This is a genomic window from Streptomyces sp. S.PB5 (genome assembly GCF_030403745.1).
GTDB lineage: Bacteria > Actinomycetota > Actinomycetes > Streptomycetales > Streptomycetaceae > Streptomyces.
On record NZ_JAQMWP010000016.1, the window covers coordinates 84,342 to 108,707 of the forward strand.

A 24,366-nucleotide genomic window follows, 5' to 3' on the forward strand; every position below is an offset into this window, starting at 1 on the left:
GCTGCCGCCACCAGGAGCACACATGAACGCCGTCAACACGCCGGCCACCGCCGACCGCGTCCTCGTCGTCGACGACGATCCCGGTATCAGGCGCCTGCTGATCTCGGCACTGCAGTTCGCCGGATTCGACGTCGAAACGGCGGGCGACCTGAGCGAGGCCCTCGACCAGGTCGCCCGCCGCCCCCCGGACGTCATCGTCCTCGACGTGATGCTCCCCGGCGCCGACGGCTTCGAGATCCTCCAACTCCTGCGCTCCCGCGCCATCGACGTCCCCGTCCTCTTCCTCACCGCACGCGACGCCGTCGAGGACCGCGTACGGGGACTGCGCCTGGGCGGCGACGACTACGTCACCAAACCCTTCAGCGTCGTCGAGGTCGGCGCCCGCCTGCAGGCCCTGCTGCGTCGCGCCCGCGGTGGAACAACCCCCGCCGCCGAGGAGACCCGCCTGTCCTGTGACGACCTCACGCTCGACGACCTCCGTCACGAAGTCCGCCGAGACGGCCGACTCATCGAACTCTCCCCCACCGAATACCGACTGCTGCACTACCTGCTCAGTCACCAGGGGCAGGTCCTCTCCCGCGCCCAGATCCTCGAGGCCGTGTGGCAGTACGACTTCGGCGGGGACTCCGTGGTCGTCGAGCGTTTCGTCTCCAACCTCCGACGCAAGATCGACCATGGCCGCACACCACTGCTGCACACCGTCCGCGGTGTCGGCTACACCCTCCGAGAGCAGGACGGCACGTGAGACTCCGCCGCCGCCTTCCCTGGGCCTCCTCCAGCGTCCGCCTGCGCCTGCTCGCCGGCCTGGCGGTCCTCCTCGTCGTCGGCCTGGTCGCCAGCGCCGTCATCAGCGCCCTCCTCCTGGAGGACTTCCTGGACAGGCGCAACGAGGACACCCTCAAGGCCAATGCCGCGCGTCTGGCGCGGGTCATCGGTCAGGGACCGCAAACCGCCGATGCCGACCAGCTCGGCGCACTGCTCGGCTCGCCCCTGGGCACGGTGGCCGTCGACGAGGGCAACAGGGTCCTGCTGAGCACCGGCTCCGCGTCCCGGGCCGCCCACGAGGTGGCCGCGTTCAGCGCGACGGCGCCGACGGGGAGCGTGGTCACTCTCGAGGGCGTTGACCTCAGCGCCGTACGCATCCCCAGCCCCGGGCTGGTCATCGACCGCGGGCCCGCAGAAGGCACCGTGGCGCCTGCGACCGTCATCCTCACCATCGACACCTCCGTCGACGACACCACCACCGGCGTGCTCATCAGACGGCAACTGGCGTTGATCGGGGGCACGTTACTGGTGCTGCTGGGGCTGTCCGTCGTCGTTCTCCGGCTCGGCATGCGCCCGCTCGTCCGCATGGCCCGCAGCGCCGACACCATCGCCGCGGGATCCCTGAGCGAACGGCTGCCCACCCACCGCAACGGCAGCGAGGCCGACCTGCTGGCCAAGGCGGTCAACCGGGCGTTCGACGCCCAGGCCCGCGCGGAGGCGACCGTTCGCTCGCTGGCCGCCGACACCTCCCACGAGCTGCGCACTCCCCTGTCCACGATCTCCGGCTGGCTCGACCTGCACCGCCAGGGCGGCCTGTCCGGTCCGGGCCTGGAAACCGCGCTCGAGCACATCGAGAACGAGGTGGGCCGGATGCGCCTGCTCGTGGAGGATCTCGCGCTGCTCGCCCGCCTGGACGCCGGCCGTCCCGTGGAGCAGGACGACGTGGACCTCACCGTCCTGGCCGCCGGCGTCATCGAGGACGCGCAGATCATCTACCCCCGGCGCGACATCGCCATGGCGTCCGCCCTGCCCGCCCCCGTCGTCGGCGACGCCGCCCGGCTGCAGCAGGTTCTGCGCAATCTCGTCGGCAACGCCGTCCAGCACACTCCGGCCCGGACCTCCGTACGCGTCGAGGTCACCCTGAGCCGGGAGACCGTGCAACTGAGTGTCGTCGACAACGGCCCTGGGATCTCGGCCGACGACCTGCCCCGCGTCTTCGAGCGCTTCTGGCGCGCCGAGGCCAGTCGCAGCCGCGCCTACGGCGGTTCCGGTCTCGGCCTGGCCATCGTGGAAGCCATCGTCCACGCCCACCAGGGGCAGGTGGACGTGCAGTCGGAGGTGGGAGTCGGAACCATCGTCACCATCCGGCTCCCGCGCGGCCATCGCCCGTGACGTTCGCCCTCGGCACCCGGCCCACTGACCCGCACCCGCCCCCAGCTTCACTGGCCTGCCCTCTTACGGTCGGCCGGCGCGTGCCCTGTGCGCGGGCGCAGCGACCACCACCGTCTATCCGCAGACCGACGCCGACGAATCGGCGTACGTCCTGTCGCGCTCCGGCAGCCGGGTGCTCCTCGCGGAGAGCACCGAGCAACTGGCCGAGCTGGAAGCCCGGTACAGGCCGCGTCTGGAACGCGACCCCGAGCTGATCAAGGAGCGGGTCCGCGCCATCGCCAAGGACCAGCTGGCCACCGTCATCTTGCTCCACGCCACTTCCCTGATGATTGAGCGAGTTCAAGCGTCAGGGGAGGCGTTGGTTGAACGAGTGGCATGTGGTGCGCGTGCCGGATCCCGAGCGCTGGGGAACGCTGCCGCCTGAAGGGATCCTGGGGGTCCAGGATCTACCGGCGGCGGTCGCCCGGATCGGTCTGCGGCCGGGTGACCCGGTGTTCGTGGCGCCGGACGGCACGGTCGACCGGGACCTGCTGGACTTCGTCCGCTCCCTTGAGTTCCGGAACCTGGAGCCGAGATCGAAGAGCTCCGCCAGCTGGTGGCCAGGCTCACCCTCGCCAGCGCCGTGCTCCTCCAGGACGACGATCAGCAGGCACAGGGCACATCTGCCGCCGACAACGTCGTGCCATTGCGCCGATCACCCACCTGACGACTCGGGTGGCGGCGCCACCCGAGCCGGTGGGCGCACCTCTCTGGAGAGGCGTCGACAAGCTGTGCCATGGCACGCGAAGGCACGCCGACGCGGAACGCGCAGTGGGTCAGTCTCGTGTGTTCCACACGAGCGGGGCCTGGTGGATCCAGATGCCTTGTTCGATGGTGTCCAGGAGAAAGCCGGCGAGGTCGGCGCGGTTGATCCAGGGGCCGGGCTTGTCGGTGCCGGCCTCGGCGGCCCGCAGCGGACCGCGGGCCGGTTTGTCGGTGAGGGCGACGGCCCGAGCGAGGGTCCAGTCGGTGTCGGAAGCCCGCACGGCCTGGTCGACGCCATGGTGGTCGGTGAAGCTGGCCTTGATGTTGGACAGGTTGACGGCGGCCTTGGCCAGGGGGCTCATCCGGGCCCAGTCGTCTCCCGCGCCCTGTGTGGAGACGAGGACGATCCGGCGGATGTCCTGCTCGCCCATGGCGGTGAGGGTGTTGCGGGTGGCGTTGGTCATGAACATCGGCGGGCTGACGGGTTTGGCCCAGGGGTTGTCCGAGGCCCGGGAGTTGTTCAGCGCGCTGATCACGGCCTCGGTGCCCTGAGCGGCCTTGCGAATGTCGTCGAGGCTGGTTGGGCTGCCCTGGATGAGTTCGACGTCAGCCGGTGCCTGAACGGTGTCGGGGTTGCGCACCAGTGCACGAACCCGGTGACCGCGTGCGGCCGCCTGTGCGAGCACATGCGTCCCGGTGCGCCCACTGCCGCCGAGAACAAGCAGATCAGTCATGAGATTTCACCTATGGAGAAGTCAGGCGGCGGACGGAGCGCTGATGGTCGTGGCAAGACGGCGGACCTGGTCGTGGGTATCGGCCAGGGATGCCTCGTGCAGCGGGATGAGCGAGGCCAGCGTCGAGGCGTGGGGCGCCATGGTCAGGTCGGCTGTCACCGCGGTCACGTCCAGGCCAAGGAGGTTGGGGTTGCCCAGGACCGCTTCCAGCGCGGGCACCACGTAATCCAGGCCGTGATTGGGTGTGCCGGGCCCGTAGCCGCCGCCTCGGGCGGAGATCAGCACGGCCGGCCGTCCCTCGGCGGGAGAGGGACCGGCGTGGTTCAGGGTGCGGCCGTCGACGATGATCTGGTCCAGCCACGCCTTGAACACCGATGGCATCGTGAGGTTGTACATCGGCACGGTGAACAGGTAGGCGCCGGCGCCGAGGAACTCCTCGATCAACTCGTCCTGGAGGGCGGCGGCTGCGGCCTGTTCCGGGGTGTGCGCAGCGGGGTCGGTGGTTCGGGCGGAAATACCCGCCGCGTTCAGGTGAGGCACGGGTGCGGCGGCGAGGTCGCGGTGGACAACGGCGCCCGGCCACGCGTCCCGGAAGGACTGGGCGACTTGGCGGGAGACCGATGTCTCGCCCAGCGAGGAGGAATCGATGTGGAGCAGGTACGACATGACGGGTCCTTCACGAGTTGAGCTGAGGGATCAGGAATGGGTGGGAACTGCGCATCCGTCAGGCCCGCAGACGGGTGCCTGGCCCGCGGGCACGGGGATCACAGGGTGGGCTTCGTCCCAGGCAGTGCGCAGCAGGTCGAGCAGGGTGTCGCTGTCCTGTGCGCCGGGGACGCCGTAGCGGCCGTCGGCGACGATGAACGGGGCACCCGTCGCACCCAGGCGCTGGGCCGTGCGGGCGTCGTCGCGCACCTGGCCGCGGTAGCGCCGCCCGGTGAGCGCCTGGCGGGTCCGCTGTCGGTCCAGGCCGAGTTCGTCGGACAACGTGAGCAGGTCGGCCAGCGCGAAGACGGGCTCGGCCCGGCCGAAGTAGGCGCGGAAGATCGCGTCCCAGGCTTCGCGGTTGTGGCCCTCGGCGGAGGCGTGGGCGAGGAATTCGTGGGCCAGGTCGGTGTTGCCGACCTGGTTGTCCAGCACCCGGTAGGGACTCAGGCCGTCATCGGCGGCCAGCGCCTCGATTCGCCGGGTCGCCGCTTCGGCCTGAGCGCCGCCGATGCCGTGCTGGCGCAGTAGCGCCTCGCGGACGCTGAACAGACGGCCCTCGGGGAAGCCACTGCCCAGCGGGAACGAGCGGTGGACGACCTCCACGTCGTCGCCGTGCTCGAATCGGGCTACGGCCTGGTCCAGCCGGTGGCTGCTCAGACCGCACCAGGGGCAGGTGACCTCGGCCCAGATCTCTACTTTCACCACGCACCTCCAATTCCTACTTTTTGTGCGTAGCGCCATGATGCGTCAGTATGGATGCGCTTACAAAAGGCACATCGCTGTGCGTGCCGGAGAGGAATGTGCGCCATGCAGGACCAAGCCGGATCGGGCATCGCCGTGGGCCGGGGGCCGTGTGCCGGCATCCCCGCCGAGCAGATGGCTTTCATCCGCCAGGTACTGGACCGTGTCGGCGACAAGTGGAGCTTGCTGGTGATCGCCACGCTGGAGGCAGGCCCGTTGCGCTACACCGACCTGCAGCGCGACATCCCCGGCATCTCCCAGCGCATGCTCACCCTCACACTGCGCCAGCTCCAGCAAGACGGGCTGGTGACGCGGACCGCCTATGCCGAGGTGCCACCGCGGGTGGAGTACGCCCTCACCCCGCTCAGTCGCAGCCTGAACGAGATCGTCAAGCAGTTGATCGGATGGGCCGCCGACCACCACGACGAGATCCGCCAGAATCGGACCCGCGCCACCACGAGCGTGACGTCTCAGCACTGAGCCCTCCCCCGGTCTGGCTGGCAGCACGACGGGCGTGGGCAGGTCAGGTGAAGCCGCGACGACGCAGCGGGAACGTCACACTCGTCTTTCGTGACGACCTCCAGGTCGTCGTCGAGACCGTCCAGTACCTCTGCCCGGAGGGCATCACCCCGGGATATGCCCGCACATCAACTCCTGCCACGAGTCGTGCAACAACCCGCCGCAGAGCCACACCCCCCGAGAACGAGTCCCAGAGCTCAACGAGCCCACCTCGCCGTTTCCTCCGGTCAGGAAGCGGGAGGGACGGCACGCGTGAGAGGTTCCGGCTCTCCGTCCCGGGCGGCGTGCAGCGCGGCCGCGAGTTCGCGGGCACGCTCTTCGCTGTGCCCCGTGTAGGCGTCCAGATCGACCTCACGGCTGTGTACCAGGCGGATGATCGCGGCCGACCCGCCACGTGATCAATCGCGGGGCCGACCACGTTTGCATCGACTTCCGGCTGTCATTCCCATGCGGAAGTCTGGGGCTTCAGCGATCGAACACAACGACTTGCCAGGGAACGCCACCGACGCTCATCGCGCTGGACGAGGTCTCGATCCTCCACTGCCGCCCAGGAGAACGGTCGGGAGGGGAAGTCGTACGAGGAGGTGGTCGCGGCGCCCGCCACGGTCAAGCTGATCGACGGGTACGTACGGCAGTACAACGTGGGCCTTCAGCGGTGGCAGACCGACAAGCAGTTCCGACGGCTGTCCCCGGGACCTGGATGCGGACGTGGCTACCGGGGCACGCCTGAGGCGTAGGTCTGGCAGCCGCGGGCGGGCCAGGGCCTGATGCGGTCGCACATCCAGGGCTACGAGGCCGCGTGCAGCCGGGTCGCGAGGGAACTGGTCGGTGTCACGCCCGGCACGATCAGCCCGCTCTCGTAGGCGAAGGCAATCAGGTGTCCGCGCCGGCGGATTCCCAGCTTGCTGAGCATGTGGGTGATGTGGGTTTTCACGGTGAGGGCGCTGAGACCGAGGTCGCGGGCGATGGAGGCGCTGTCCTGACCGCTCGACAGCGTGGTGAGGATCTCGCGTTCTCGTGCGGAGAGATCCCGGGTGAGTTCGGGCGTGACCCGCGGTTGCGCCTTGTGGACGGCCGGGGCCGTCCCCAGGGCGACGACGAGACCGCCCCGGCACACGGTTTCCAGCGCGGCGACGAGCTGGGAGGCGCTGACATCCGCACCGAGGACACCCGTGGCGCCGGCACGCACCTGGGCATCGACCTCCTGAGCACTGGGAGCGCCGAACACGACGGCTCGGGCCGCGGCACAGACCTCGGTGATCAAGGCCGTGAAGCCGCCCGGGCGCCCGGAGTGGATGCAGCGGTCGAGCAGGACGACGTCCGCGTCGACGCCGGCGGCGAGCAGGTTCTCGAGATCCTCGGTGCGAGCGGCGGCGCCGGCCACCCTCAGGGTGTCGCTCGCATCGATCACCCTGGTCAGCGCGGCCCGGACCAGCGACGGTCCTCCTGCGACAATCACCTTGTTCAAGGGTCCTTCTTCGGTTCGACGGCCCTGCCGTCACCGCCCGTCCGGCGCGAAGGCCGAGGCCCTGACCGGTTTCCGGGATGACCCGATCCATGATTCACACGGCACTTGACGGTCGGCCCGCCGTGAAGCTGAGCGTTCCTTGACGGTTGCCCGGGAAGGCCCCGAATCCGGCCGTCGGGACTCGGTCGGAACTCACTCACGCGCAAGTGGTTGACAATTCTGCTGTAGCAAATACCGTACTGCTCATGGCACAGCTTCCGCAGCTCACGATCTCCGCGACCCTGGGCGATCAGGCGTACAAGGCGATCCGTGAGGCGATCGTCTCGGGCGTCCTCGAACGGGGCCAGAAGGTGACCGAGCGGGGGCTGGCCGAGTCTCTCGACATCAGCGCGACACCGGTACGTGAGGCGCTGCGCCGCCTGGAGCAGGACCGGCTGGTGGAGAGGACCGGCCCACGTTCTGTGCGCATCGCGAAGTACGCGGACGACGAGCTGCGGGAGTTCTCCATGATCGGGGACTCGCTCCGCGCTCTGGCCGCACGTCTGGCCGCGGAGAAGTCGACCGCGGAGCAGCGTGGACAGATGCGTGCCGCCCTGGACGAGGCGGACCACCTGCGCGGCCAGGCGGCCGGACTGGCTCCCGGCAGCGAGGAGGAGCGGAAGCTGATCGAGGAGATCCTGCACTGCATGCGGCGGTTCCACAGCCTGGTGGACCAGGCCGGCGGGAACGCGACACTGCTGCAGATGCTGCACATGGTCGACGCCTTCGGCGCGGACGAACGACGCAACAGCGTCCTGTCCGAGGTCAGCGGCGAACGGCGCAGCGCCGTAGATGCGCGCTACCACCAGCACCGCGCCATCTACGACGCCATCGCCGCCGGAGACGGCAGGCGGGCGGAAGAGCTGATGACCGCGCACAGCCGGTCTTCGAGCTCCTCGCTGCTCACGGCACGTTTCTCACACTGAGCATCGAAACCGAAGTCACCGGAGTGGCCATCCGCTCTCGCCAGAGCTATAGCAAATAGCTATTGCTCCGGAAAGGCGCATCCCTGCACGCCGCATCGAAAACCAGCAGGCGGGGGCAGGTGACGCACAACGAATATGCTATGGCATATGGCAAAGGAGCCGCCATGCCCAACGTCGCACCTCAGCCCGAGCCGCTTGAGGACACTCCCGCAGGCGCCCCAGCCGAGGGAAGGCCGGCCGCCCCGCGGCGGATGAACGCCACGACGGTCCTGTGGGTGACCCTGGCCGTCTTCGCCCAGGAATCGGTGTGGAACTTCTACGACGCGCAGGTGCCCTCCGAGCTGCGACACTACATCGCCTCCGCCGGTCTGGTCGGCTTGATCATGGGCATGGACAACGTGCTCGGAGTCCTGATCCAGCCCTGGACGGGGTTCCTGTCCGACCGTCGCGCACGCGACGGAAAGAGCCGATGGGCGATCATCCTGACCGGCGCCGCCCTGTCCTCGGTGCCCTTCGCCCTGATCCCCTGGACGCACACTCTGCCCCTGCTCCTGATGTGCGTCGTCGGCTTCGCGGCGATGGCCAACGCGTTCAAAGGCATCACAGAGACCCTGGTCTCCGACTACGTCGCTCCCTCCCACCGAGGCAAGGCCCAGGGCTTCGTGAAGGCCGGCGTCAGCCTCACCATCGTCGTCTCGTCCCTGATCAGCCTGCTCGTCGTCGACCGCAGCACCACCCTGGCGTTCGCCATCCCGCCCGTCCTCATGCTGCTGATCCTCACCACGTCCTGGTTCTTCCTGGGCCGCCGGCACCACACCGCCACGCTGTCGCCCACCGATTGGGCTTCCGCGGCCGAACCCCACCCCCTCCAACCGCCGTCCGACGACTTCGCCTCACCCTGGGGCGTCATCAAGGACATGGTGCGCGAACCGTCCCGCGCCCGGGCCCTGCTCATGCTCGGCATCTTCTGCTTCGCCGGCATGTGGTCCGCCCTGCGCACGCTGCTGACGCCGTACGGCACCGAGACACTGAGCCTGTCCCGCGGCTCGGCCGGCGGACTCGCGCTCCCCGGCGCCGTCGCCTTCCTGGTCTGCGTCGTCCCGCTCGCCTACGCCTCGTCCCGGCTGGGCCAGGTGCGCGCCATGCGCTACGGCGTCGGCGTGTTCATCGTCGGCCTGCTCATCGGCTTCGGCGTCCCCACGGTCCCGGGCACGGTCATCTCCCTGGTGATCGCCTCCGTCGGTTACGCGGCCTTCGCCGTCAACGCCCTCGTCGCGTTGTGGGACCTCGCCCCCAGCAGACACGTCCTGGGCACCTACACCGGCCTGTACACCGTCGCCTCGTCCACCGGCGCAGCACTCGGCCCCGCCCTGCTCGGCCTCACCGTCGACGCGACCGGATGGCGCTTCATGCTCCTGAACGGCGCGGTGTTCGCCACGGTCACGTTCGCCGTCTTCACCCGTCTGGCACGCCGCATCGCTCCTACCGCCCCCTGAACCACCGCCCCTCACCAAGGAAACGGACCCCCATGGAACTACGCATCCTCGCTCCCACCGGAGCGCTGGGCGCCGGCTTCGACACCGCCGCCTTCCGACGCGGCGTCGAAGCCCGCCCGCACGTCATCGCCTGTGACGCCGGATCGACCGACTCGGGGCCGGCCGCACTCGGCTCGGGCACCCCCAAGCTCTCCGACCAGGCCGTCACCCGCGACCTGCGCCTGCTGCTCACCGCCCGCGACGAGTTGGGGGTGCCGCTGATCATCGGATCCTGCGGCACCAGCGGCCGTGACACCGGAGTCGATCGCGTGGCCGCCCTCGTCCGCGACATCGCCGCGGCGCAGGACCTGCACTTCAAACTCTCGCTGATCTACTCCGACCAGCCGGCCGAACGTCTTCAGCACCTCTACGACGCCGGCCGACTCCGACCGCTGCCGCACGCTCCCGAGATCGACCGGGAGCTGTTCACCCGCAGTCACACCGTCGCCATGATGGGGGTCGAGCCCATCCAGGAGGCCCTGGCAGCAGGCTGCGACGTCGTCCTGGCCGGACGCGCCAGCGACACCGCGCTCTTCGCCGCACTCCCCCGCATGCTCGGCGCCGATCCCGGCCTGACCTGGCACATGGCCAAGACCATCGAATGCGGCGCCGCCTGCGCGATACCCCCCTCCGCCAACGGCCTGCTCGTGCACCTGCGGGACGACCACTTCGACGTCACCACGCTCGCGGAAGGCAGCCGTCTCACCCCCCGCTCCGTAGCCGCCCACACGCTGTACGAGAACGCCGATCCGTATCGGGTCGCGGAACCGTCGGGCGTCCTCGACACCAGTGAGGCCACCTACGAGGAGGTCGACGAACGCACGGTCCGGGCGCGCGGAGCGCGCTTCGTCCCCGCGGACGGCTACAGCAACAAGCTCGAAGGGGCCCAACTCGTCGGCCACCAGACCGTCATCGTCGGAGGGGTGCGCGACCAGGTGGTCATCCGGCGCCTGCCCGACCTGCTCCCCTTCGCCCAGAAGTACTTCGCGGACAAGATCCTCGACGTGTTCGGCGGCGCCGTGGATCCCGACGACGTCGACATCGACTTCCGCCTGTACGGCGGCGGGGCCGTACTGGCCGCCGCGGAACCGGAATCGCTGCACCCCCGCGAACTCGGTGTCCTCATCACGGTGACGGCCCCCGATCAGGCAACCGCCCACGCGGTCGCCACCTTCGTCGCACATGCCAGCAGCCACCTGCCCATCCCGGAATACGACGGGCTGGTCTCCACCCTCGCCTACCCGTACTCCCCGCCCGAGATGGACCGGGGCCCCCTCTACCGGTTCACCCTCAACCACGTCGTCACCGGCGTCAGTCCCACGGAACTGTTCCGCACCGCCACCGAGGAGCTGTGACCCATGACCACCCTGCTCGACTACTGCTCCCTCGTGCGCTCCAAGAACGCCGGCCCCTTCACTCTCACCTTCGACTTCATGTGCCACGACCAGGGCGCCTATGACGCCCTCGTCGCCAGCGGCTTCCTCAACAGGGAACTCTTCGCCGACCTCTACGGCGCCGACCCCGCCGACATCCTGCTCGTCAACCACCCGCTGGCACTCGCCGTGAAGGTCTCCCTCCCCCGTCCGACAGTCCAGGGCGACCTGCGCGACAGCGACTGCTACGCGGGCCAGCAGTACGCCCCTCTGATGGACCTCGCCGTGAGCGACGCGGACAAGGAGCAGCACGCATGACCGCCCAACTCCCTCTGGCTCCCTGGGACCTGCCCGCCGGACACCCCGGGATCACTTTCCTGACCGGCCCCACAGCCTTCTTCGCCCTCGCCGACGACCCCCGCTTCTCCTACTGCCTCTACGTCCCCACCGGTCACACCCCCGACGGTCCGCCCCTCCCGCTGGTGATCACCGTCCACGGAACGCGGCGCCGCGCCGAGACACTCCGCGACGCTTTCGCCGACTTCGCCGAACGCCGCAACTGCGTCGTCCTCGCCCCGCTCTTCCCCGCCGGGATCACCGGCCCGAACGACGTGGACAGCTACAAGCTCCTGTCCCCTGCCGGATTCCGCGCCGACGAAGCCCTCCTCGCCATGGTCGACGAGGCCGCGGCCCGCTGGCATGTGCGCACCGACCGCTTCCACCTCCACGGCTTCTCGGGCGGCGGCCAGTTCGCGCACCGCTTCGCCTACCTGCACCCCCGCCGACTGGCGAGCCTGTCGGTGGGCGCCCCCGGGCGCGTCACCCTCCTCGACCCCGCGACGACGTGGTGGCACGGCACGGCCGACATGAAGGAACAGTTCGGGACCGACGCCGACCCGGCAGCCCTGCGCGGCCTTCCCGTGCAACTGGTCATCGGCGAGAACGACACCGACGCGGCCGAACTCGCCCCGGCCGACGCACGTCTGCCCGAGGCCACGGGGACCGACCGCGTCGAACGTATCAACGCGCTGCGCGCCAACTGGCGCGATCACGGCATCGACGCGCGCCTCGACACAGTGCCCGGCACCGGCCACAACCACTTCGCGGTCCTCCCCACGGTCCAGGAATTCCTCGAAACGCAGGTCCGCGCGCCGGAGGTCCCACAGCAGTGACCCACCATCGACTCGATCCACACGTCGCACAACTGATGGCCGACCGCGAAACGGACAGGCGGGCCGGTCCGCCCGGCCTCCAGGGCTGCGCAGCGATGCCCATGTGCGAAGCCTTCCGGGATCTCCTCGACAGCACGGCTGACGGGCCGACGCCGTGAAAGCGGCGCATTTATACAGCCAAGGTTGTACAGCCTGGGCTGTCTATCTACTCTGAGGACATGATGCCAGCGGATGAACACCCCTTGACCGAGGCCGCCGTTCAGGCGGCCGGCGACATCTGGGTGATGGTGGGCCGGCTCCGTCGCAAGCTGCGCGCCCTCGAAGCGGCCGAGGAACCGGCGGGCCGGGGCCAGAGCGCGGAGAAGGAACCATCTCCGCCGCAGAGTTCCGTTCTGCGCCGTCTCGCCAGGAACGGTCCCGCCTCCGCCAGCGATCTCGCCGCCGCAGAGGGCGTACGGCCTCAGTCGATGGCCAAGACCGTCATCGCCCTGGAAGAGGCCGGGCTCGTCTCGCGCAGTCCGGACCCCGAGGACGGACGCCGGCAACTGGTCTCGCTCACCGCCCGCGGGCACGAACGGCGCAAGGGCGAGCGCCTCGCCCGTCAGGTGTGGCTCGCCCGGGCCCTGCAGGAGCACGGCACCGAGGAGGAGGTCCGGGCGGTCATCACCGCCATGGCGCTGCTCGACAGGGTGGCGCAGGCGTGACACGTACAGCCGCGCACGGACAGCGGCAAGCAGAGAGCGGCGGCTTCGACCGTCGCCTGATCGCACCGATGATCCTGGGTTCGGTTCTCAACCCCGTCAACTCCTCCATGCTCGCGGTCGCGTTGGTCCCCATCGGCCGCGCGTTCGGCGCGCCGCCCTCACAGACGGCATGGCTCGTCTCCGGCCTCTACCTCGCGACCGCCGTCGGCCAGCCGGTGATCGGGCGACTCGTCGACGCCTTCGGTCCGCGTCGGCTCTATCTGCTGGGCACCGCGCTGGCCGGCCTGGCAGGACTGCTCGGCACTCTCGCTCCGAACCTGTGGGTCCTGGTCGCCTCCCGCGTCCTCCTCGGATTCGGCACCTCGGCGGCCTTCCCCGCGTCCATGTCCCTGCTGCGCTCCGAGTCCCAGCGCACGGGCCGGCAGAACCCGAGTGGCGTCCTCGCCGCGCTGTCGATCGCCAACCAGGTCACCGCGGTCGCCGGCCCGGCCCTCGGTGGCCTGCTGATCGGCACGGGCGGCTGGCACCTGATCTTCGGCATCAACGTGCCCCTGTCGCTCATGTGCCTCGTCCTGGGCACACTGTGGCTGCCACGCGGCACGCCCTCGGGCGGGACACCACACATCGATGTGCCGGGCATGCTGTGGTTCGCCGGATCACTGACCACGTTCATGCTGTTCCTGATGAACCCGGCGGTCACACACTGGTACCTGCCGGTGCTCGGCCTGGCCACGGGCGCGGTGTTCGTCCGCCGCGAACTCGGCATCGCCCAGCCGTTCATAGACCTGCGGGTCCTCGGCGGCAACGCACCGCTGCTCGCCACCTTCACCCGACAGTGCCTCGCGTACACCACGTCGTACGCCTTCTTCTACGGTTACAGCCAGTGGCTCCAAGAGGGCCGGGAACTCAGCGCGCCGGAGGCCGGGCTGCTTCTGCTCCCCCTGTCGGTGACGGCCCTCGGTGTCACGGCGCTCACGGGGCGCCGTGGCCGGGTGCGGGGCAAACTCGTCGCCGGCGCCCTCTTCCAATGCCTCGGCTGTGGGGCGTTGTTGCTCCTGCGCAGCGACAGTCCGGTCTGGCTGCTCGTCGCGCTCAGCGCCGTCGTCGGCATCCCGCACGGGCTGATCGGACTGGCCAACCAGAATGCCCTGTACGCACAGGCCGACCCCGCCCGCATGGGCTCGTCCGCGGGACTGCTGCGCACGTTCATGTACGTAGGCGCCCTGTTCGCGGCGGCGGCGAGCGCCGTGTTCTTCCAGGACGGCGCCACCAGCTCCGGACTCCACGCCATGGCCTGGCCCCTCATCGGCGTGGCCGCCGTGTTCCTGGTCCTGTGCCTGGCCGACCGGTCGTTGGGCCGCGTCGGCTCCACACCTGTCGACAAGGCAACTCCCCGGTTGACGAACTGAGTTAACGCCGATAACTTATCGCCCCTGACTCAGATGGGAGCCGCCCGTGCCCACACTCGTGGCCGAAGACGTCTACGCACTCGCGCCGTACGCCAAGACCCTCGGAGTCGCGTTCGAGGAGATGACGACAGCCGGCGTTCGAGCCACACTGGCGCACGATCCCTCACTCTCCACGGTGGGCGGTGGCCTCCACGGGGGCGCGTTGATGGGACTGGCCGATGTGAGCGCTGCCGTGTGCGCCGCCCTCAACGGCCCGGCCGGCGCCGCACCGGCCACCGTGGAGTCGACCACGCACTTCCTTCGGCCGGCACACACAGACGTCGTCGCGACAGCTCGCCCCCTGCGCGTGGGCCGCAACACCGTCATCGAGGTCGACGTGCACGACGCTGCAGGCGAACTGTGCGCCCGGGTGACCCAGGTGGTCACCACCGTCAAGCCGAAGACAACTTGATGTCGTTCTGCCCCGAAGGCCTCTTCCTGTGACCGGCTCCCGCGTTCGTGCCCCCAAGGGTCAGGGGGGCCTGCTGCGCGAACAGCTGCTCGACATCGCCGGTCAACTGCTCGAAGACGGTGGCCCCGACGCCCTGACGATCCGCGCTGTGGCGACAAGCGCGCGAGTCACCCCACCGGCCGTCTACCTCCACTTCGCTTCGAAGAGCGAACTCGTCCACGCCACGTGCCTGCGGGTGTGGAGTTCGCTGTTCGTCGAGTTGGAAGCGGTGTCCCGGGCGGTCCCGGACCCGGTGACGGCGCTCCACGAGACCTGCGTCTCCTACATCACGTTCGGGCTCCGCCATCCCTCCCAGTACCGACTGGTCATGGACGGCGAGGCCACCGAGGCCAGCCGCCAGAACGCGGACGCGTGTTTCCGGTATTTCCGGGACAAGGTCGCGGCCTGCGTCGATGCCGGAGTACCGGTGGAGAGCCCCACCGAAACAACCAGACTGCTGTGTTCCGCCGTACACGGCGCGGTCAGTCTCCTGATCCACCAGGAGCGGGACATGTGGCCTCCGGACACCGCTCGCTATGCCGACAGGGCGGCGTCCTCATCTGTGCACGGCGCGCTTCTCTCCGCATCGCCACCCTCGCTGTCCACCGTCGCGGCCTTGCGGGTGTGAGCGGACACGAGCCGTACACCCACGGTGCCAAAACGTCGACGGCCGCGGCAGAGGTACGCGGAAGCGAGGTTTCCCGGGCCGAGCGGACGGACCAGAACCACGGCGTCGGCACGGCCGTGCCGACCCATTGAGGACACCCCTTTCGCCGATTCGATGTTCCTCACCTTGCTCCTGTGCATCGACGGCCAGACCGATCTGCGTCTGGTCGCGCCCTTTCGGAAAGTGGCACGCGTTCTGGAACTGACCGGGGCCGACGAAGTGCTGGCCGTGCGATCGACCGTTGCCGAAGCCGCCGCGGGCTGAGGTCGTCTCACGTACCCTCCCAAAACCCCTCCCCCGGCCCGGACAGGCGTTCCCCCCGCCCCACACCCCGCCCCGCCCGGCGTTTCCCGGCGACGTCCCGGTCGTTGACGGGCGTATGACGGCACGGGACGAGGACGCACATCCGGTGGCCTTCGCACAGCTCACCGGCGCGTACTGGCTGGAGGACGAGGTGTGCATGTGGTGCAGCACCCTGCTCAGCACACGCAGCGTATCTGCGACCGCCGGAGACCACGAACACCCTGACGACCGGTCCGGGTGGGCACAGTGGATGGGCCGCATCCGCGTGGTCATAGTGCCGGTAGCCGCGCTGGTCATCGCCTCCGCCTTGATCGTCGCGGTGACGTGAACGACACGCGGCGTGTCAGCCGCAGCGGATACACAGCCCCTGAGCGGTGGCCGCGTTCGGAGGCCAAACCGGCTGCCTGGTGGGAGAGATTGGAGGAAGGGCGGCCGCCGCCCTGTCGGCGATGACAGCGGCCGCACGTGCGAGGAGTCGCGTCACCCCCCGGACCCAGACCTCCTCGCACGAGATCACCCTTGTGACCTTGGGGTATGCGGGAATACACCCCAACTCAAGAAGCCGCAAAAACGACCGGTCCGGGGCTCGCAAGCGGCCCCCTCTCGCGGGAAAGCGAGCTCCGGTCACCCAAGCATGTCGCCCGAGACGACCGCCAGCAGCACCGCTCAACGCCTACGAAAATCTTGGAAGACCCTAATTCATGACGCTCCCCCCCCGGAAGCCCGGCCCCGGAACCCGGGGCGACGCACTGTCCCCCGGCAACGGCCCGCATGGGCGTTGCCGGGGGACAGTGCGTCGCTATCAGGCTCTCGCTGCCGCCCGGCAGAGGCGGGCGGTGCGCCTTAACCCTCCACGAAGGCCAGGATGTCGGCGTTGAGCACCTCGGGGTGCGTCGACAGCATGCCGTGGGGGTAACCCTCGTAGCTCTTGAGCGTGCCGTCCTTGAGCAGCTCAACGGACTTCGGGGCCGAGTCGGCGTACGGCACGACCTGGTCGTCCGTCCCGTGCATCACGAGGACGGGGACGTCGATCTTCTTCAGGTCCTCGGTGAAGTCGGTCTCCGAGAACGCCTTGATGCATTCGTAGTGGGCGTTCGTCGCGCCCATCATGCCCTGCCACCACCACCGGTCGATGAGTCCCTGGGACACCTCGGCCCCGGGCCGGTTGAAGCCGTAGAAGGGGCCGGCCGGGACATCGATGAAGAACTGGGCCCGGTTGGCGGCGAGCGCGGCACGGAATCCGTCGAAGACCTCGATCGGAGTGCCTTCGGGGTTACTGTCCTTCTTCACCATGACCGGGGGGACGGCAGCAACGAGTACCGCCTTGGAGACCCGGCCGGGCTTGGCCTGCGCCACGTAGCGCGCGACCTCGCCGCCGCCGGTGGAGTGCCCGATGTGCACCGCTCCCTGCAGGTCCAGGTGGTCGGTCAGCACGTTGACGTCAGCGACGTAGGTGTCCATCTCGTGGCCGGTCGAGGGCTGGCTGGAGCGCCCGTGCCCGCGGCGGTCGTGGGCGATGACGCGGTAGCCCTTGGAGAGAAAGAACAGCAACTGGGCGTCCCAGTCGTCGGAGCTGAGCGGCCAGCCGTGGTGGAAGACGATCGGCTGGGCGTCCCGCGGGCCCCAGTCCTTGTAGAAGATGACGGTGCCGTCCGGTGTGGTGACTGTGCTCATTACTGGTTCCTCTGCTTGTTCGGATGTTCGGTTGTGCATGGCGTCAGTCGACCCGTGTCCCGGTGAACGCCGGGGTGTGCCGGCCGACTGCCGGGCCTGTGCGAGAAGTTCTCGCCTTCGGACGGCTCTCGGCCGGCCTGTCGCCCGAGCCGCGTGGAGCTCACCTGGTGGAGCTCACTTGGTCGCTTCGACGGCCTGCAGGATGATGTCCACGACCTCGTCAGGGTGGGAGAGCATGACCATGTGCGAGGCGTCGATCTCCACGAAGTCGATTCCGGCACGGCGGTAACCGAAGCGTTCCACATCGGGATTGATGGTGGTGTCGGAGCTGGAGACGACCGCCCACGCCGGCTTGGTCCTCCAGGCCGCGGCGGTCGCCTTCTCGGCGAACGCCAGACCCGCCAGCGGGCGCTGTGACGACGCCAGCACGGCGGCGAGATCCGGGTCCACGTCGGCGGCCACGACCTCGGGGAACTTGTCCACGTCGACGGTGACGTCGGGGTTCTTCTCGTCATAGTCCGCCAGTGGCGACGGCGTGAAGACGAGGGCGGCGCCCAGTTTCGAGTCGGGGAAGCCGCCCTGGAGTTCGCCCAGGCTCTCGCCCTCCTCCAGCGCGTACCCCGAGAGGTACACCAGGGCCTTCACGTTCTCCTCGGTCCCGGCCATGGTGATCACGGCACCGCCGTAGGAGTGACCGACGAGGACCACCGGGCCGCCGACGTTGCGCACGACGGACGCCACGTATGCGGCGTCGCCCAGCAGGCTGCGGTTCGGCACGCCCGGAGCGACGACCTTGAAGCCCTTCTTCAGCAACCGGGAGGTGACGGGGGCGTAGGAGGAGGCATCGGCGAACGCTCCATGGACGAGAACGATGGTGGGCCGGGTCACGGGTCTCCTCGGGTGAGCGATGGGCGGTGAGACCCTCGACAGTACGGAGTCATATCGCGGCGTCTTGTCTCTGAGCGCACGAAGTCTGACCCGAAAGCGCTCGCGCGGCATGCGCGAGACCGTCGCATCAACGACCGTAGCCGGAATCGCCGCAGTCAGCGCGGCGAACTTCGGTCCGCGGTGGTCGTGGCTTCGCTCAGTTCGAACCGCCTGCCGATGATGAAGGCACCGTCACCTACGACGGCGCCACAGAGGGCATCCGGTCCATGGTCCGATGACGCTCTCGGCCATCTCTCCGGGCAGGGGCGCCAGGTACTCCGCCACCGCGAGCAAGGTCCGGTCCGAACAGGCCGGTCCTACGAGCTGCACACCGGTTGGGAGGCCGTCGGCCCTATGCGCAACAGGCATGACCAGGCTGGGCAGACCGACGGTGGTTGGTGGGGTTGGCCCAGCCGGTCTGGTCGAAGAAGCTCCGTTCGACGCCGCCGACCATGATGAGAGAGCGGCTCCCGGCCGGGACTGTCAACGGAAACGGGGGCAGGGGGCAGGGGGAACATGTGCGCAGGGCGGCGGAAAGGTACGGGTACGGGTACGGGTGTGAGCCTTGCATGTGGCGGTGGCCGGGATCAGTCCGAGCGGGGCGAGGAGCGGGGCGGAAGTCCCCGCACCCGCCAGGCCCTCCATATCCGAGCCACATGGAGCGGCACGGCGAGCGGCGAAGACGCAGCCCGAGCGTTCGGGCTGTCCAGGTCGAAGAGCTACGACCTTGTCCGCCGCGGCGAGTTTCCCTGCCGCGTGCTCCAGATCCGACGCACCGCCCGGATTGTCACTCAGGCGGTGAAGGCGAACTCCGGATCGTGCAGTTCGAGACCGAGACAGTGCTTCCAGTCCAGGTGGCAGCGGACCGTGTCCGCCGCCTGCCGGTCGGTGAGGTTCTCCACGTACTGCACCACCGACACCAGCGCCAGCTGGGCCCGCGACAACCCGCGCCGTCCGTCAGCCGGATACCAGTCGGCGAAGTCGCTATCCGTGCACAGGCCATCCAGCCGATCGCGCACCTGCATGGCGGCCGTGCCCCGCGGTTTACTCGCCCGCGCCATCCGCACCGTCAACGGCGGAATCACCCGTCCTGGCCTCGAACCCATCACCACCGGGGCCACCCTCCGACCGCCGAAACCGCCCCGCTCCTACCAGCGCAGCACGACAGGAACATCAACTCACGTGCAGCCATCAGACTTCACCTCACCGAGGGAAGATCACCAACAGCATCAGTTCCGCGAACGGCGGGTGGGGTTGCCGGTCAGCCCAGCAAGGCGCTCGCTGCACGCAATTCGTTCAGGGCTGCCAGGGTGTACCCGGCGAGGTCGTCCTCGCCGTCACGGTCGCCCTCGGACCATTGGGCGTATCCCCGTTTGAAGGCGAGGACGCCCAGCTCGCCCGCCAGAGCCGCGGTTGGATCGGGTATGCCGCGGGCGACCAGAGCGTTCGTCATCGCGGCCGCGAGGCTGACGCTCTTGAGGGCGTCACGCTCTTGGAGTTCGGCGCTGGCGGCGACGGCCGCCTTCAGGCGAGGCGCGAGCTCGCGGCTCATGGGGCCCATCGCGCTCGACGCGCGCTCCAGACCGGCGGCGACCGCCTCAAGCGGGCTGGCGTCAGTGGGTGCGTCGGCGATCCCGTCGGTCAGCAGTCGGCTCAGCGTCTCCTGTCCGGCCACCAGCAGCTCGCGCTTGTCGGGGAAGTGCCGGAAGAAGGTGCTCTTGGTGACCCCTGCGCGCTCGGCGATCTGCGCGACCGTCGTGGCGTCGTACCCCTGCTCGGTGAACAGGTCGACGGCGGCCACGACGAGGCGTTCGCGTGCGCCCGGTTCCCATCTGCCCATGGTCACCATCCTAAGCGATGGGACTCTTGTCCCATCACTGCAGTAGAGTGATGGGACAAGAGTCCCATCACTCGTGGGGGAGTTTTCCATGCGCGTTTTTGTCACCGGTGGCACCGGTCTGATCGGTTCCGCTGTCGTCGCCGAACTGCTCGACAACGGCCACACCGTCCTCGCTCTCGCTCGCTCCGACGCATCCGCGCAGGCCGTGGAGGCGGCCGGTGCCGAGCCCCTCCGGGGAGCCCTCAGCGACCTGGACACCCTTCGCGCCGGCGCCGCCCGGGCCGACGGGGTGATCCACCTCGCGTTCGACCACGACTTCAGCAGTCCCGACACCCTCGCGAAGTCGGTCGCGGAGGAGGGTGCCGCCCTCGCGGCCCTCGGCGAGGAACTCGTCGGCAGCGACCGGCCCCTCGTCACCTGCTCGGGTACGCCCTACGTACCCGGCCGCGCCTCTACTGAGGCCGACCCGCTGATGACCGAGGGGCCGGTCGGCGGTCGCGGTCGTGCGGTGACGTCGGTCCTGGGCCTGTCCTCGCGCGGGGTCCGCAGCAGCGCCGTACGCCTGCCACGCACGGTTCACAACCAGGGTTCCGGCGGATTCGCCGGCCTGTTGACCGGCATCGCACGCCGGACCGGGGTGTCCGGTTACCCGGGTGACGGCGCCCAGCGCTGGCCGGCGGTGCACGCGCTCGACGCGGCGGTCCTCTTCCGGCTCGCCCTGGAGCAGGCGGAAGCGGGTACCTCCTGGCATGCCGTGGCCGACGAGGGGGACGAGGTTCGCGATATCGCCACGGTCATCGGCCGACGGCTGGGCCTGCCGGTCGAGTCGGTTCCGGCGGAGACCTTCGGCCCCCTCGGCCAGATCTTCGCGAGCGACCAGCCCTCGTCCAGCGCGTACACCCGGCGGGCGCTCGGCTGGGAGCCCAAGCACCCCAGCCTTCTGGAGGACCTGGAGAACATCCAGCCCTGACCGGCGACCGGGACGTCGGGCAGGCCCCCTGCCGAAACGGTCCCCCGTTCCCGCCCCTGATCCGTGAATCCCATGGCTGGGTGAGGATGCGGGTCCGGAGGAGTTCGAACGAAGCTCGCCCGTACATCGCCCTCTTGAGTGTCTTCACTCGGTTCACGTGACCTTCAACGACGCCGGAACTCCACGGGCGGGTGGGGCCGGCGGTGACAGCGTCGAGGTCTTGGCGGAGGAAGTCGGCGAAGCCCTTCATTGGCTTCGGTGCGTCCTGCTCGGCCTGGCAGATCCACTCCATGTGGCGGGTGCACCGCGGTGAGGCGCTGATCCTGGCCGTCACGACGGTGTCGATCGTCGCGGTGAGCATGTTCGAGGGCGTGCTCATCGGTCTCGCGCTGGCCGTGGTCAAGACGGCGTGGGACTCCTCGCACGTCCGGCTGGAGATCGTCGACAAGGGCGCCGGCCTCATCCAGGCGCACCTCACCGGCAACGCCACCTTCCTGCGCCGGCCGAAGATCCTCGACGGCCTGGAGGCGCTGCCGCAGAACCGTCGCGTCGAGGTCGACCTGTCCGGGGTGCACCACCTGGACCACGCCTGCCGTGCGGCGTTGGAGAACTGGGCGGCACGGCTCCCCCACTTCTCGACTTCACTCGAAACTGCGGGTGCCTCCACCGCGGACGGAATCAAGCCCGTCCCGAAGGCATCGGCCGTCTGACGGAGCGGCTACGTCGCGGTCCCGGGACGGTTCCCGGTACCGCGACGTGGTCTCGCCGCCTTCATGGACGGTAGGGAAAGACGGCTCCGGAGCCGGTCGACCAGCCACCGGTCCGCGGCCACAATGAGCTCGTGGACGTCGTGTGACAGCGGCTTTGGGCGACGGACGCCATGGGCAAGGGGATGACGGGTGAGTGGGGCAGCGAGAGAGCGCGAGCTGCGGTGGCCGGTCTTCCAGAAGGTCTGGGAGGAGCACGACCGGCACCGGTGGACCGGGGCGGCGGGCAACCGCCGTCCGACGAGCGTCCCGCGCGAGCCCGTCACGATCGACCCCGGCACCGAGGTTCACGAGGCGTAGTCATTCATCCTCCGGAAGGCTTACCACGCCCCGCGGGCTGTCAGGGTGCGTTTTGATAGGTGCACGCTCGGGGCCATGGGCCGGGTTCCTCCGCTCGCGGTGGCCGCGGCAGCTGCCGCCCTCGCTCTGCCGCCGGCCCTGGCCCTCGTCCCGGCAGCCGCGCTCACCGGCACCGCTCACTGCGCCGTCGCCTGCCGGAACTGAGATCCGGGTGCGGACACGGCCTCCCGCACCGTCGGTGGCAGCCGGGAGTCAGTCAGCGGTTTCTCCGTCGCAGGTGACTTCGTCGCGGGGCACGTACCGGGTCTTGAAGGTCTCCCGCTTGATCTCCTCACCGTCGTTCTCGAAGATCCGGTCGACCGCGACGTCGAAGCCTTCGAGCGGGGTCTGTGGCACGCACTTGTCCCCGGAGCCTTCACGGATTCCTGGCTGCTTCACGTTGGTACGCGGGCCCTTGACCGCTGCCACCGAGTCGTACTTCTTGGTGCCGAGGAAGGTGACCGTGACGGAGGTGTCGGTGGCCTGCGCATCGATGTAGATGGCGTTGCCGGAGTCGTTCCTGAACTTCAGGTCGAGGCTTCCCCAGGCCACGGTCGCTTCCCGGCCCTCCGGGTAACGCTCGATGTAGAAGGAGTGCGCGCCGTACTCCACCGGTTTCACGCCCGCGAAGAAGACGGCGTTGAAGACCGTGGTGGCGACCGTGGAGACGCCGCCTCCGGCCGCTTTCTCGAACTGGTTGTTGTTGATGATGATGCCCTCGACGAACCCGTTGGCCTCGGTCCGCTCCCCCACGGTGCGGTTGAGGCTCCAGGTCTTGCCGGGCAGCACGACCGACCCGTCGATCAGCTCCGCGGCGCGGCCTATGTTCGTGACGCGATAAGCGGCGGGCTCGAAGTCGACCGTGAAGCTGGACATCTTCTCCTTGATGCCCAGTCGGCCGACGTTGTCACGGGTCAGCTCCGGCGCCACCTTCTCGGTGGCCAACGCCGCGGTGCGGGCCGCCCCGGTCCTCGTCAGCAGCGGCAGCACGGCTTCCTCCAGCGCCTTGGCCGTGACCTCCTGCCCGGACTTGCCGTCCGAGGCCACCACCACCCGCCCGCCGTCCACGCGCAGCTTCGCGTTGACCGCCTTGTCAGTGGCCGAGGCAAGCAGGCCGGACACCGCCGGATCGGCCTGGAGCCCCTCGCCGTCGAGCACCGGCTGCAGCCGGTTCCCCTCGTCCGGCTTCATCGTCAGGTGCTTGCCGAGCGTCACCGGGCTGATCTCCACCGTCCGGCCGCCCGTGGTGAGCGTGACCGGGGCCGACATCGCGGGGGTGGCGAAGTCGTTCATCGCCCGGGTCACCTCCGCGGCACCGACCTTGGGTTCGTTGGTGCTGATCGGCAGACGAATCGCTTCCGTGCCCTGGCCCGGCACGGTCGAGGCCAGAACCTTGAGCGCACCGTCCACGTCCAGGGACTGCCCGGACACCGGCTTCACGGACACCGGCTCACCCGCGTGGAACGTGACGCCGCCCTCCCTGGCTTTCCGGTCGTGCGCCTTCGCCGTCCTGGTCAGTGCGGCGCGGGCCTTCTCCTTGTCCACGCGGACCACCGGCTCCACCTCGCGATCACCGCTGGTGAACAGGCGCCCGATCACGGTGAACGGGTCGGACCCCGCTTGTGCGGCATCGGCTACGGTCCGCTCACTGTCCAGCGAGAAGCCGATCGCGTCGATGGCGGCGGTACGGTCGCCGATGCGTACCTTCAACGGCTCCGACCAAGCTCCGCCGAGGGCTCTCTCCAGCTTCTCCCTCGCCTCCGAGCGACTCAGCCCGCCGATGTCCACACCGCTCACCCGGGTACCGCCGGGAACCTCGTCACCGGCGGCCAGCAGGCCCACCCCGTACAGCCCTCCGAAACCGATACCCGCCGCACCGGCCGCCACCAGGGCTACGCGGCCGGTGCGGCCTATTCGGCGGCGACCGGCCGGCGTGGTGTCGGCGGGTGGGTCGAGAAGGAATGAGCGAAGCACTGGTTCTCCTCGTCTATGACGGTGGCGGGCGCGGGAAGGGACCTCACACCGGGCCGCGGGCCGGATGATGATGTGGAGACTCTTGCGGCGTTTCTGTCAGCTACGTCACCGGGGCCTGCGACAGAGCAGGTGCGAGCACTTTTCGGAACGCCGATTCACCGCGGGCAACCCAACAGGCGCACAGCC

At 69.3% G+C, this 24,366-nt stretch carries 27 protein-coding genes and 4 pseudogenes; 20 read left to right on the plus strand and 11 right to left on the minus strand.

Annotated features, from left to right (window positions below; genetic code table 11):
- Positions 1–22 precede the first annotated feature (22 nt).
- From PH203_RS35235 to PH203_RS35245, 3 genes and pseudogenes are all read left to right on the plus strand, one after another.
- Entirely contained in the window at positions 23–745 is a 723-nt protein-coding gene (locus PH203_RS35235) for a response regulator transcription factor (RefSeq protein ID WP_289925417.1), read from the plus strand.
- Positions 742–2,157, plus strand: coding sequence for a HAMP domain-containing sensor histidine kinase (locus PH203_RS35240; RefSeq protein WP_289925418.1), 1,416 nt, complete (start codon positions 742–744; stop codon positions 2,155–2,157). Before PH203_RS35235 ends, PH203_RS35240 begins: the two co-directional genes overlap by 4 nt.
- 85 nt (positions 2,158–2,242) lie before the next feature.
- Positions 2,243–2,461, plus strand: a pseudogene (locus tag PH203_RS35245) (long-chain fatty acid--CoA ligase); the annotation flags it as partial.
- Positions 2,462–2,972: 511 nt separating this feature from the next.
- Here the strand turns inward: PH203_RS35245 and PH203_RS35250 are convergent.
- The 3 genes from PH203_RS35250 to PH203_RS35260 are packed head-to-tail and all read right to left on the minus strand — an operon-like array spanning position 2,973 to position 5,048.
- The gene (locus PH203_RS35250) at positions 2,973–3,635 is read right to left on the minus strand and encodes an NAD(P)H-binding protein (protein WP_289925420.1); all 663 of its coding nucleotides are present in this window, start codon (positions 3,633–3,635) and stop codon (positions 2,973–2,975) included.
- Positions 3,636–3,656: 21 nt separating this feature from the next.
- Positions 3,657–4,301, minus strand: a complete 645-nt coding sequence (locus PH203_RS35255) for an NAD(P)H-dependent oxidoreductase (RefSeq protein WP_289925422.1) — start codon at positions 4,299–4,301, stop codon at positions 3,657–3,659.
- A gap of 30 nt (positions 4,302–4,331) precedes the next feature.
- The gene (locus PH203_RS35260; protein WP_289925424.1) at positions 4,332–5,048 is read right to left on the minus strand and encodes a DsbA family oxidoreductase; all 717 of its coding nucleotides are present in this window, start codon (positions 5,046–5,048) and stop codon (positions 4,332–4,334) included.
- 93 nt (positions 5,049–5,141) lie between these two features.
- On the opposite strand from PH203_RS35260, the gene PH203_RS35265 reads away from it, so the two are divergent.
- Positions 5,142–5,564: a helix-turn-helix domain-containing protein gene (locus PH203_RS35265; protein ID WP_289925425.1), complete on the plus strand. Its 423-nt coding sequence runs from the start codon at positions 5,142–5,144 to the stop codon at positions 5,562–5,564.
- A 547-nt stretch (positions 5,565–6,111) separates the two neighbouring features.
- Positions 6,112–6,305 (plus strand): annotated as a pseudogene (locus tag PH203_RS35270) (long-chain fatty acid--CoA ligase); the annotation flags it as partial.
- 85 nt (positions 6,306–6,390) lie between these two features.
- Here the strand turns inward: PH203_RS35270 and PH203_RS35275 are convergent.
- Complete coding sequence (locus tag PH203_RS35275) at positions 6,391–7,062, minus strand: response regulator transcription factor (RefSeq protein WP_289925660.1); 672 nt, start codon at positions 7,060–7,062, stop codon at positions 6,391–6,393.
- 254 nt (positions 7,063–7,316) lie between these two features.
- Between PH203_RS35275 and PH203_RS35280 the strand changes: the two genes are divergently transcribed.
- The 11 genes from PH203_RS35280 (at position 7,317) to PH203_RS35330 (ending at position 16,017) form a co-directional block, all read left to right on the plus strand.
- A complete protein-coding gene (locus PH203_RS35280) occupies positions 7,317–8,036 on the plus strand; it encodes a GntR family transcriptional regulator (protein WP_289925427.1) in 720 nt (239 codons plus the stop codon).
- Positions 8,037–8,200: 164 nt separating this feature from the next.
- Positions 8,201–9,532 carry an MFS transporter gene (locus PH203_RS35285; protein ID WP_289925428.1) on the plus strand — a complete coding sequence of 444 codons (1,332 nt, stop codon included), beginning with the start codon at positions 8,201–8,203 and terminating at the stop codon, positions 9,530–9,532.
- Between the two features lie 32 nt (positions 9,533–9,564).
- Positions 9,565–10,926: an acyclic terpene utilization AtuA family protein gene (locus tag PH203_RS35290; protein ID WP_289925430.1), complete on the plus strand. Its 1,362-nt coding sequence runs from the start codon at positions 9,565–9,567 to the stop codon at positions 10,924–10,926.
- 3 nt (positions 10,927–10,929) lie between these two features.
- Entirely contained in the window at positions 10,930–11,262 is a 333-nt protein-coding gene (locus PH203_RS35295; protein WP_289925431.1) for a DUF4387 domain-containing protein, read from the plus strand.
- A complete protein-coding gene (locus PH203_RS35300) occupies positions 11,259–12,116 on the plus strand; it encodes a PHB depolymerase family esterase (protein WP_289925433.1) in 858 nt (285 codons plus the stop codon). The genes PH203_RS35295 and PH203_RS35300 overlap by 4 nt, the downstream gene beginning before the upstream one ends.
- A gap of 218 nt (positions 12,117–12,334) precedes the next feature.
- Positions 12,335–12,820, plus strand: coding sequence for a MarR family transcriptional regulator (locus tag PH203_RS35305; protein ID WP_354671291.1), 486 nt, complete (start codon positions 12,335–12,337; stop codon positions 12,818–12,820).
- Positions 12,817–14,229, plus strand: a complete 1,413-nt coding sequence (locus PH203_RS35310) for an MFS transporter (RefSeq protein WP_289925434.1) — start codon at positions 12,817–12,819, stop codon at positions 14,227–14,229. The genes PH203_RS35305 and PH203_RS35310 overlap by 4 nt, the downstream gene beginning before the upstream one ends.
- A gap of 46 nt (positions 14,230–14,275) precedes the next feature.
- Positions 14,276–14,680 (plus strand): PaaI family thioesterase, encoded by a 405-nt coding sequence (locus PH203_RS35315; RefSeq protein ID WP_289925435.1) that lies wholly within the window; start codon positions 14,276–14,278, stop codon positions 14,678–14,680.
- Between the two features lie 28 nt (positions 14,681–14,708).
- Positions 14,709–15,347 (plus strand): TetR/AcrR family transcriptional regulator, encoded by a 639-nt coding sequence (locus PH203_RS35320; protein ID WP_289925437.1) that lies wholly within the window; start codon positions 14,709–14,711, stop codon positions 15,345–15,347.
- A gap of 153 nt (positions 15,348–15,500) precedes the next feature.
- Positions 15,501–15,650 (plus strand): hypothetical protein, encoded by a 150-nt coding sequence (locus PH203_RS35325; RefSeq protein ID WP_289925438.1) that lies wholly within the window; start codon positions 15,501–15,503, stop codon positions 15,648–15,650.
- 115 nt (positions 15,651–15,765) lie between these two features.
- Positions 15,766–16,017, plus strand: a complete 252-nt coding sequence (locus PH203_RS35330; RefSeq protein WP_289925439.1) for a hypothetical protein — start codon at positions 15,766–15,768, stop codon at positions 16,015–16,017.
- A gap of 515 nt (positions 16,018–16,532) precedes the next feature.
- Here the strand turns inward: PH203_RS35330 and PH203_RS35335 are convergent.
- From PH203_RS35335 to PH203_RS35355, 5 genes are all read right to left on the minus strand, one after another.
- Positions 16,533–17,363 (minus strand): alpha/beta hydrolase, encoded by an 831-nt coding sequence (locus tag PH203_RS35335; protein ID WP_289925441.1) that lies wholly within the window; start codon positions 17,361–17,363, stop codon positions 16,533–16,535.
- A gap of 174 nt (positions 17,364–17,537) precedes the next feature.
- Positions 17,538–18,251: an alpha/beta hydrolase gene (locus tag PH203_RS35340; protein ID WP_289925443.1), complete on the minus strand. Its 714-nt coding sequence runs from the start codon at positions 18,249–18,251 to the stop codon at positions 17,538–17,540.
- A 231-nt stretch (positions 18,252–18,482) separates the two neighbouring features.
- Positions 18,483–18,659 carry a hypothetical protein gene (locus PH203_RS35345; RefSeq protein ID WP_289925445.1) on the minus strand — a complete coding sequence of 59 codons (177 nt, stop codon included), beginning with the start codon at positions 18,657–18,659 and terminating at the stop codon, positions 18,483–18,485.
- A 422-nt stretch (positions 18,660–19,081) separates the two neighbouring features.
- On the minus strand, positions 19,082–19,315 hold the full coding sequence (locus PH203_RS35350) for a transposase (RefSeq protein WP_289925446.1): 234 nt from the start codon (positions 19,313–19,315) through the stop codon (positions 19,082–19,084).
- Positions 19,316–19,551: 236 nt separating this feature from the next.
- The gene (locus tag PH203_RS35355; RefSeq protein WP_289925447.1) at positions 19,552–20,130 is read right to left on the minus strand and encodes a TetR/AcrR family transcriptional regulator; all 579 of its coding nucleotides are present in this window, start codon (positions 20,128–20,130) and stop codon (positions 19,552–19,554) included.
- A gap of 88 nt (positions 20,131–20,218) precedes the next feature.
- Here PH203_RS35355 and PH203_RS35360 point away from each other — a divergent pair, with 88 nt between their 5' ends.
- Positions 20,219–21,100: an SDR family oxidoreductase gene (locus PH203_RS35360; RefSeq protein WP_289925448.1), complete on the plus strand. Its 882-nt coding sequence runs from the start codon at positions 20,219–20,221 to the stop codon at positions 21,098–21,100.
- A gap of 79 nt (positions 21,101–21,179) precedes the next feature.
- Here PH203_RS35360 and PH203_RS35365 read toward each other — a convergent pair.
- A pseudogene (locus PH203_RS35365) lies at positions 21,180–21,341 on the minus strand (transposase); the annotation flags it as partial.
- A 49-nt stretch (positions 21,342–21,390) separates the two neighbouring features.
- Between PH203_RS35365 and PH203_RS35370 the strand changes: the two are divergent.
- The 3 genes and pseudogenes from PH203_RS35370 to PH203_RS35380 all read left to right on the plus strand — a co-directional run.
- Positions 21,391–21,810 (plus strand): annotated as a pseudogene (locus PH203_RS35370) (STAS domain-containing protein); the annotation flags it as partial.
- A 189-nt stretch (positions 21,811–21,999) separates the two neighbouring features.
- On the plus strand, positions 22,000–22,167 hold the full coding sequence (locus PH203_RS35375; protein WP_289925449.1) for a hypothetical protein: 168 nt from the start codon (positions 22,000–22,002) through the stop codon (positions 22,165–22,167).
- A gap of 75 nt (positions 22,168–22,242) precedes the next feature.
- A complete protein-coding gene (locus PH203_RS35380) occupies positions 22,243–22,371 on the plus strand; it encodes a hypothetical protein (protein ID WP_289925450.1) in 129 nt (42 codons plus the stop codon).
- Between the two features lie 48 nt (positions 22,372–22,419).
- Here PH203_RS35380 and PH203_RS35385 read toward each other — a convergent pair whose 3' ends face one another.
- Positions 22,420–24,120 (minus strand): VanW family protein, encoded by a 1,701-nt coding sequence (locus PH203_RS35385; protein WP_289925662.1) that lies wholly within the window; start codon positions 24,118–24,120, stop codon positions 22,420–22,422.
- Positions 24,121–24,366: the final 246 nt, after the last annotated feature.

Excerpts from the sequence above, each read along its gene's own strand:
- PH203_RS35235 (WP_289925417.1), top strand. The coding sequence starts at position 23 with ATGAACGCCGTCAACACGCCGGCCACCGCCGACCGCGTCCTCGTCGTC.
- PH203_RS35250 (WP_289925420.1), bottom strand. The coding sequence starts at position 3,635 with ATGACTGATCTGCTTGTTCTCGGCGGCAGTGGGCGCACCGGGACGCAT.
- PH203_RS35255 (WP_289925422.1), bottom strand. The coding sequence starts at position 4,301 with ATGTCGTACCTGCTCCACATCGATTCCTCCTCGCTGGGCGAGACATCG.
- PH203_RS35265 (WP_289925425.1), top strand. The coding sequence starts at position 5,142 with ATGTGCGCCATGCAGGACCAAGCCGGATCGGGCATCGCCGTGGGCCGG.
- PH203_RS35280 (WP_289925427.1), top strand. The coding sequence starts at position 7,317 with ATGGCACAGCTTCCGCAGCTCACGATCTCCGCGACCCTGGGCGATCAG.
- PH203_RS35285 (WP_289925428.1), top strand. The coding sequence starts at position 8,201 with ATGCCCAACGTCGCACCTCAGCCCGAGCCGCTTGAGGACACTCCCGCA.
- PH203_RS35290 (WP_289925430.1), top strand. The coding sequence starts at position 9,565 with ATGGAACTACGCATCCTCGCTCCCACCGGAGCGCTGGGCGCCGGCTTC.
- PH203_RS35295 (WP_289925431.1), top strand. The coding sequence starts at position 10,930 with ATGACCACCCTGCTCGACTACTGCTCCCTCGTGCGCTCCAAGAACGCC.
- PH203_RS35300 (WP_289925433.1), top strand. The coding sequence starts at position 11,259 with ATGACCGCCCAACTCCCTCTGGCTCCCTGGGACCTGCCCGCCGGACAC.
- PH203_RS35305 (WP_354671291.1), top strand. The coding sequence starts at position 12,335 with ATGATGCCAGCGGATGAACACCCCTTGACCGAGGCCGCCGTTCAGGCG.
- PH203_RS35325 (WP_289925438.1), top strand. The coding sequence starts at position 15,501 with ATGTTCCTCACCTTGCTCCTGTGCATCGACGGCCAGACCGATCTGCGT.
- PH203_RS35330 (WP_289925439.1), top strand. The coding sequence starts at position 15,766 with ATGACGGCACGGGACGAGGACGCACATCCGGTGGCCTTCGCACAGCTC.
- PH203_RS35335 (WP_289925441.1), bottom strand. The coding sequence starts at position 17,363 with ATGAGCACAGTCACCACACCGGACGGCACCGTCATCTTCTACAAGGAC.
- PH203_RS35345 (WP_289925445.1), bottom strand. The coding sequence starts at position 18,659 with ATGCCTGTTGCGCATAGGGCCGACGGCCTCCCAACCGGTGTGCAGCTC.
- PH203_RS35350 (WP_289925446.1), bottom strand. The coding sequence starts at position 19,315 with ATGCAGGTGCGCGATCGGCTGGATGGCCTGTGCACGGATAGCGACTTC.
- PH203_RS35355 (WP_289925447.1), bottom strand. The coding sequence starts at position 20,130 with ATGGGCAGATGGGAACCGGGCGCACGCGAACGCCTCGTCGTGGCCGCC.
- PH203_RS35360 (WP_289925448.1), top strand. The coding sequence starts at position 20,219 with ATGCGCGTTTTTGTCACCGGTGGCACCGGTCTGATCGGTTCCGCTGTC.
- PH203_RS35380 (WP_289925450.1), top strand. The coding sequence starts at position 22,243 with ATGGGCCGGGTTCCTCCGCTCGCGGTGGCCGCGGCAGCTGCCGCCCTC.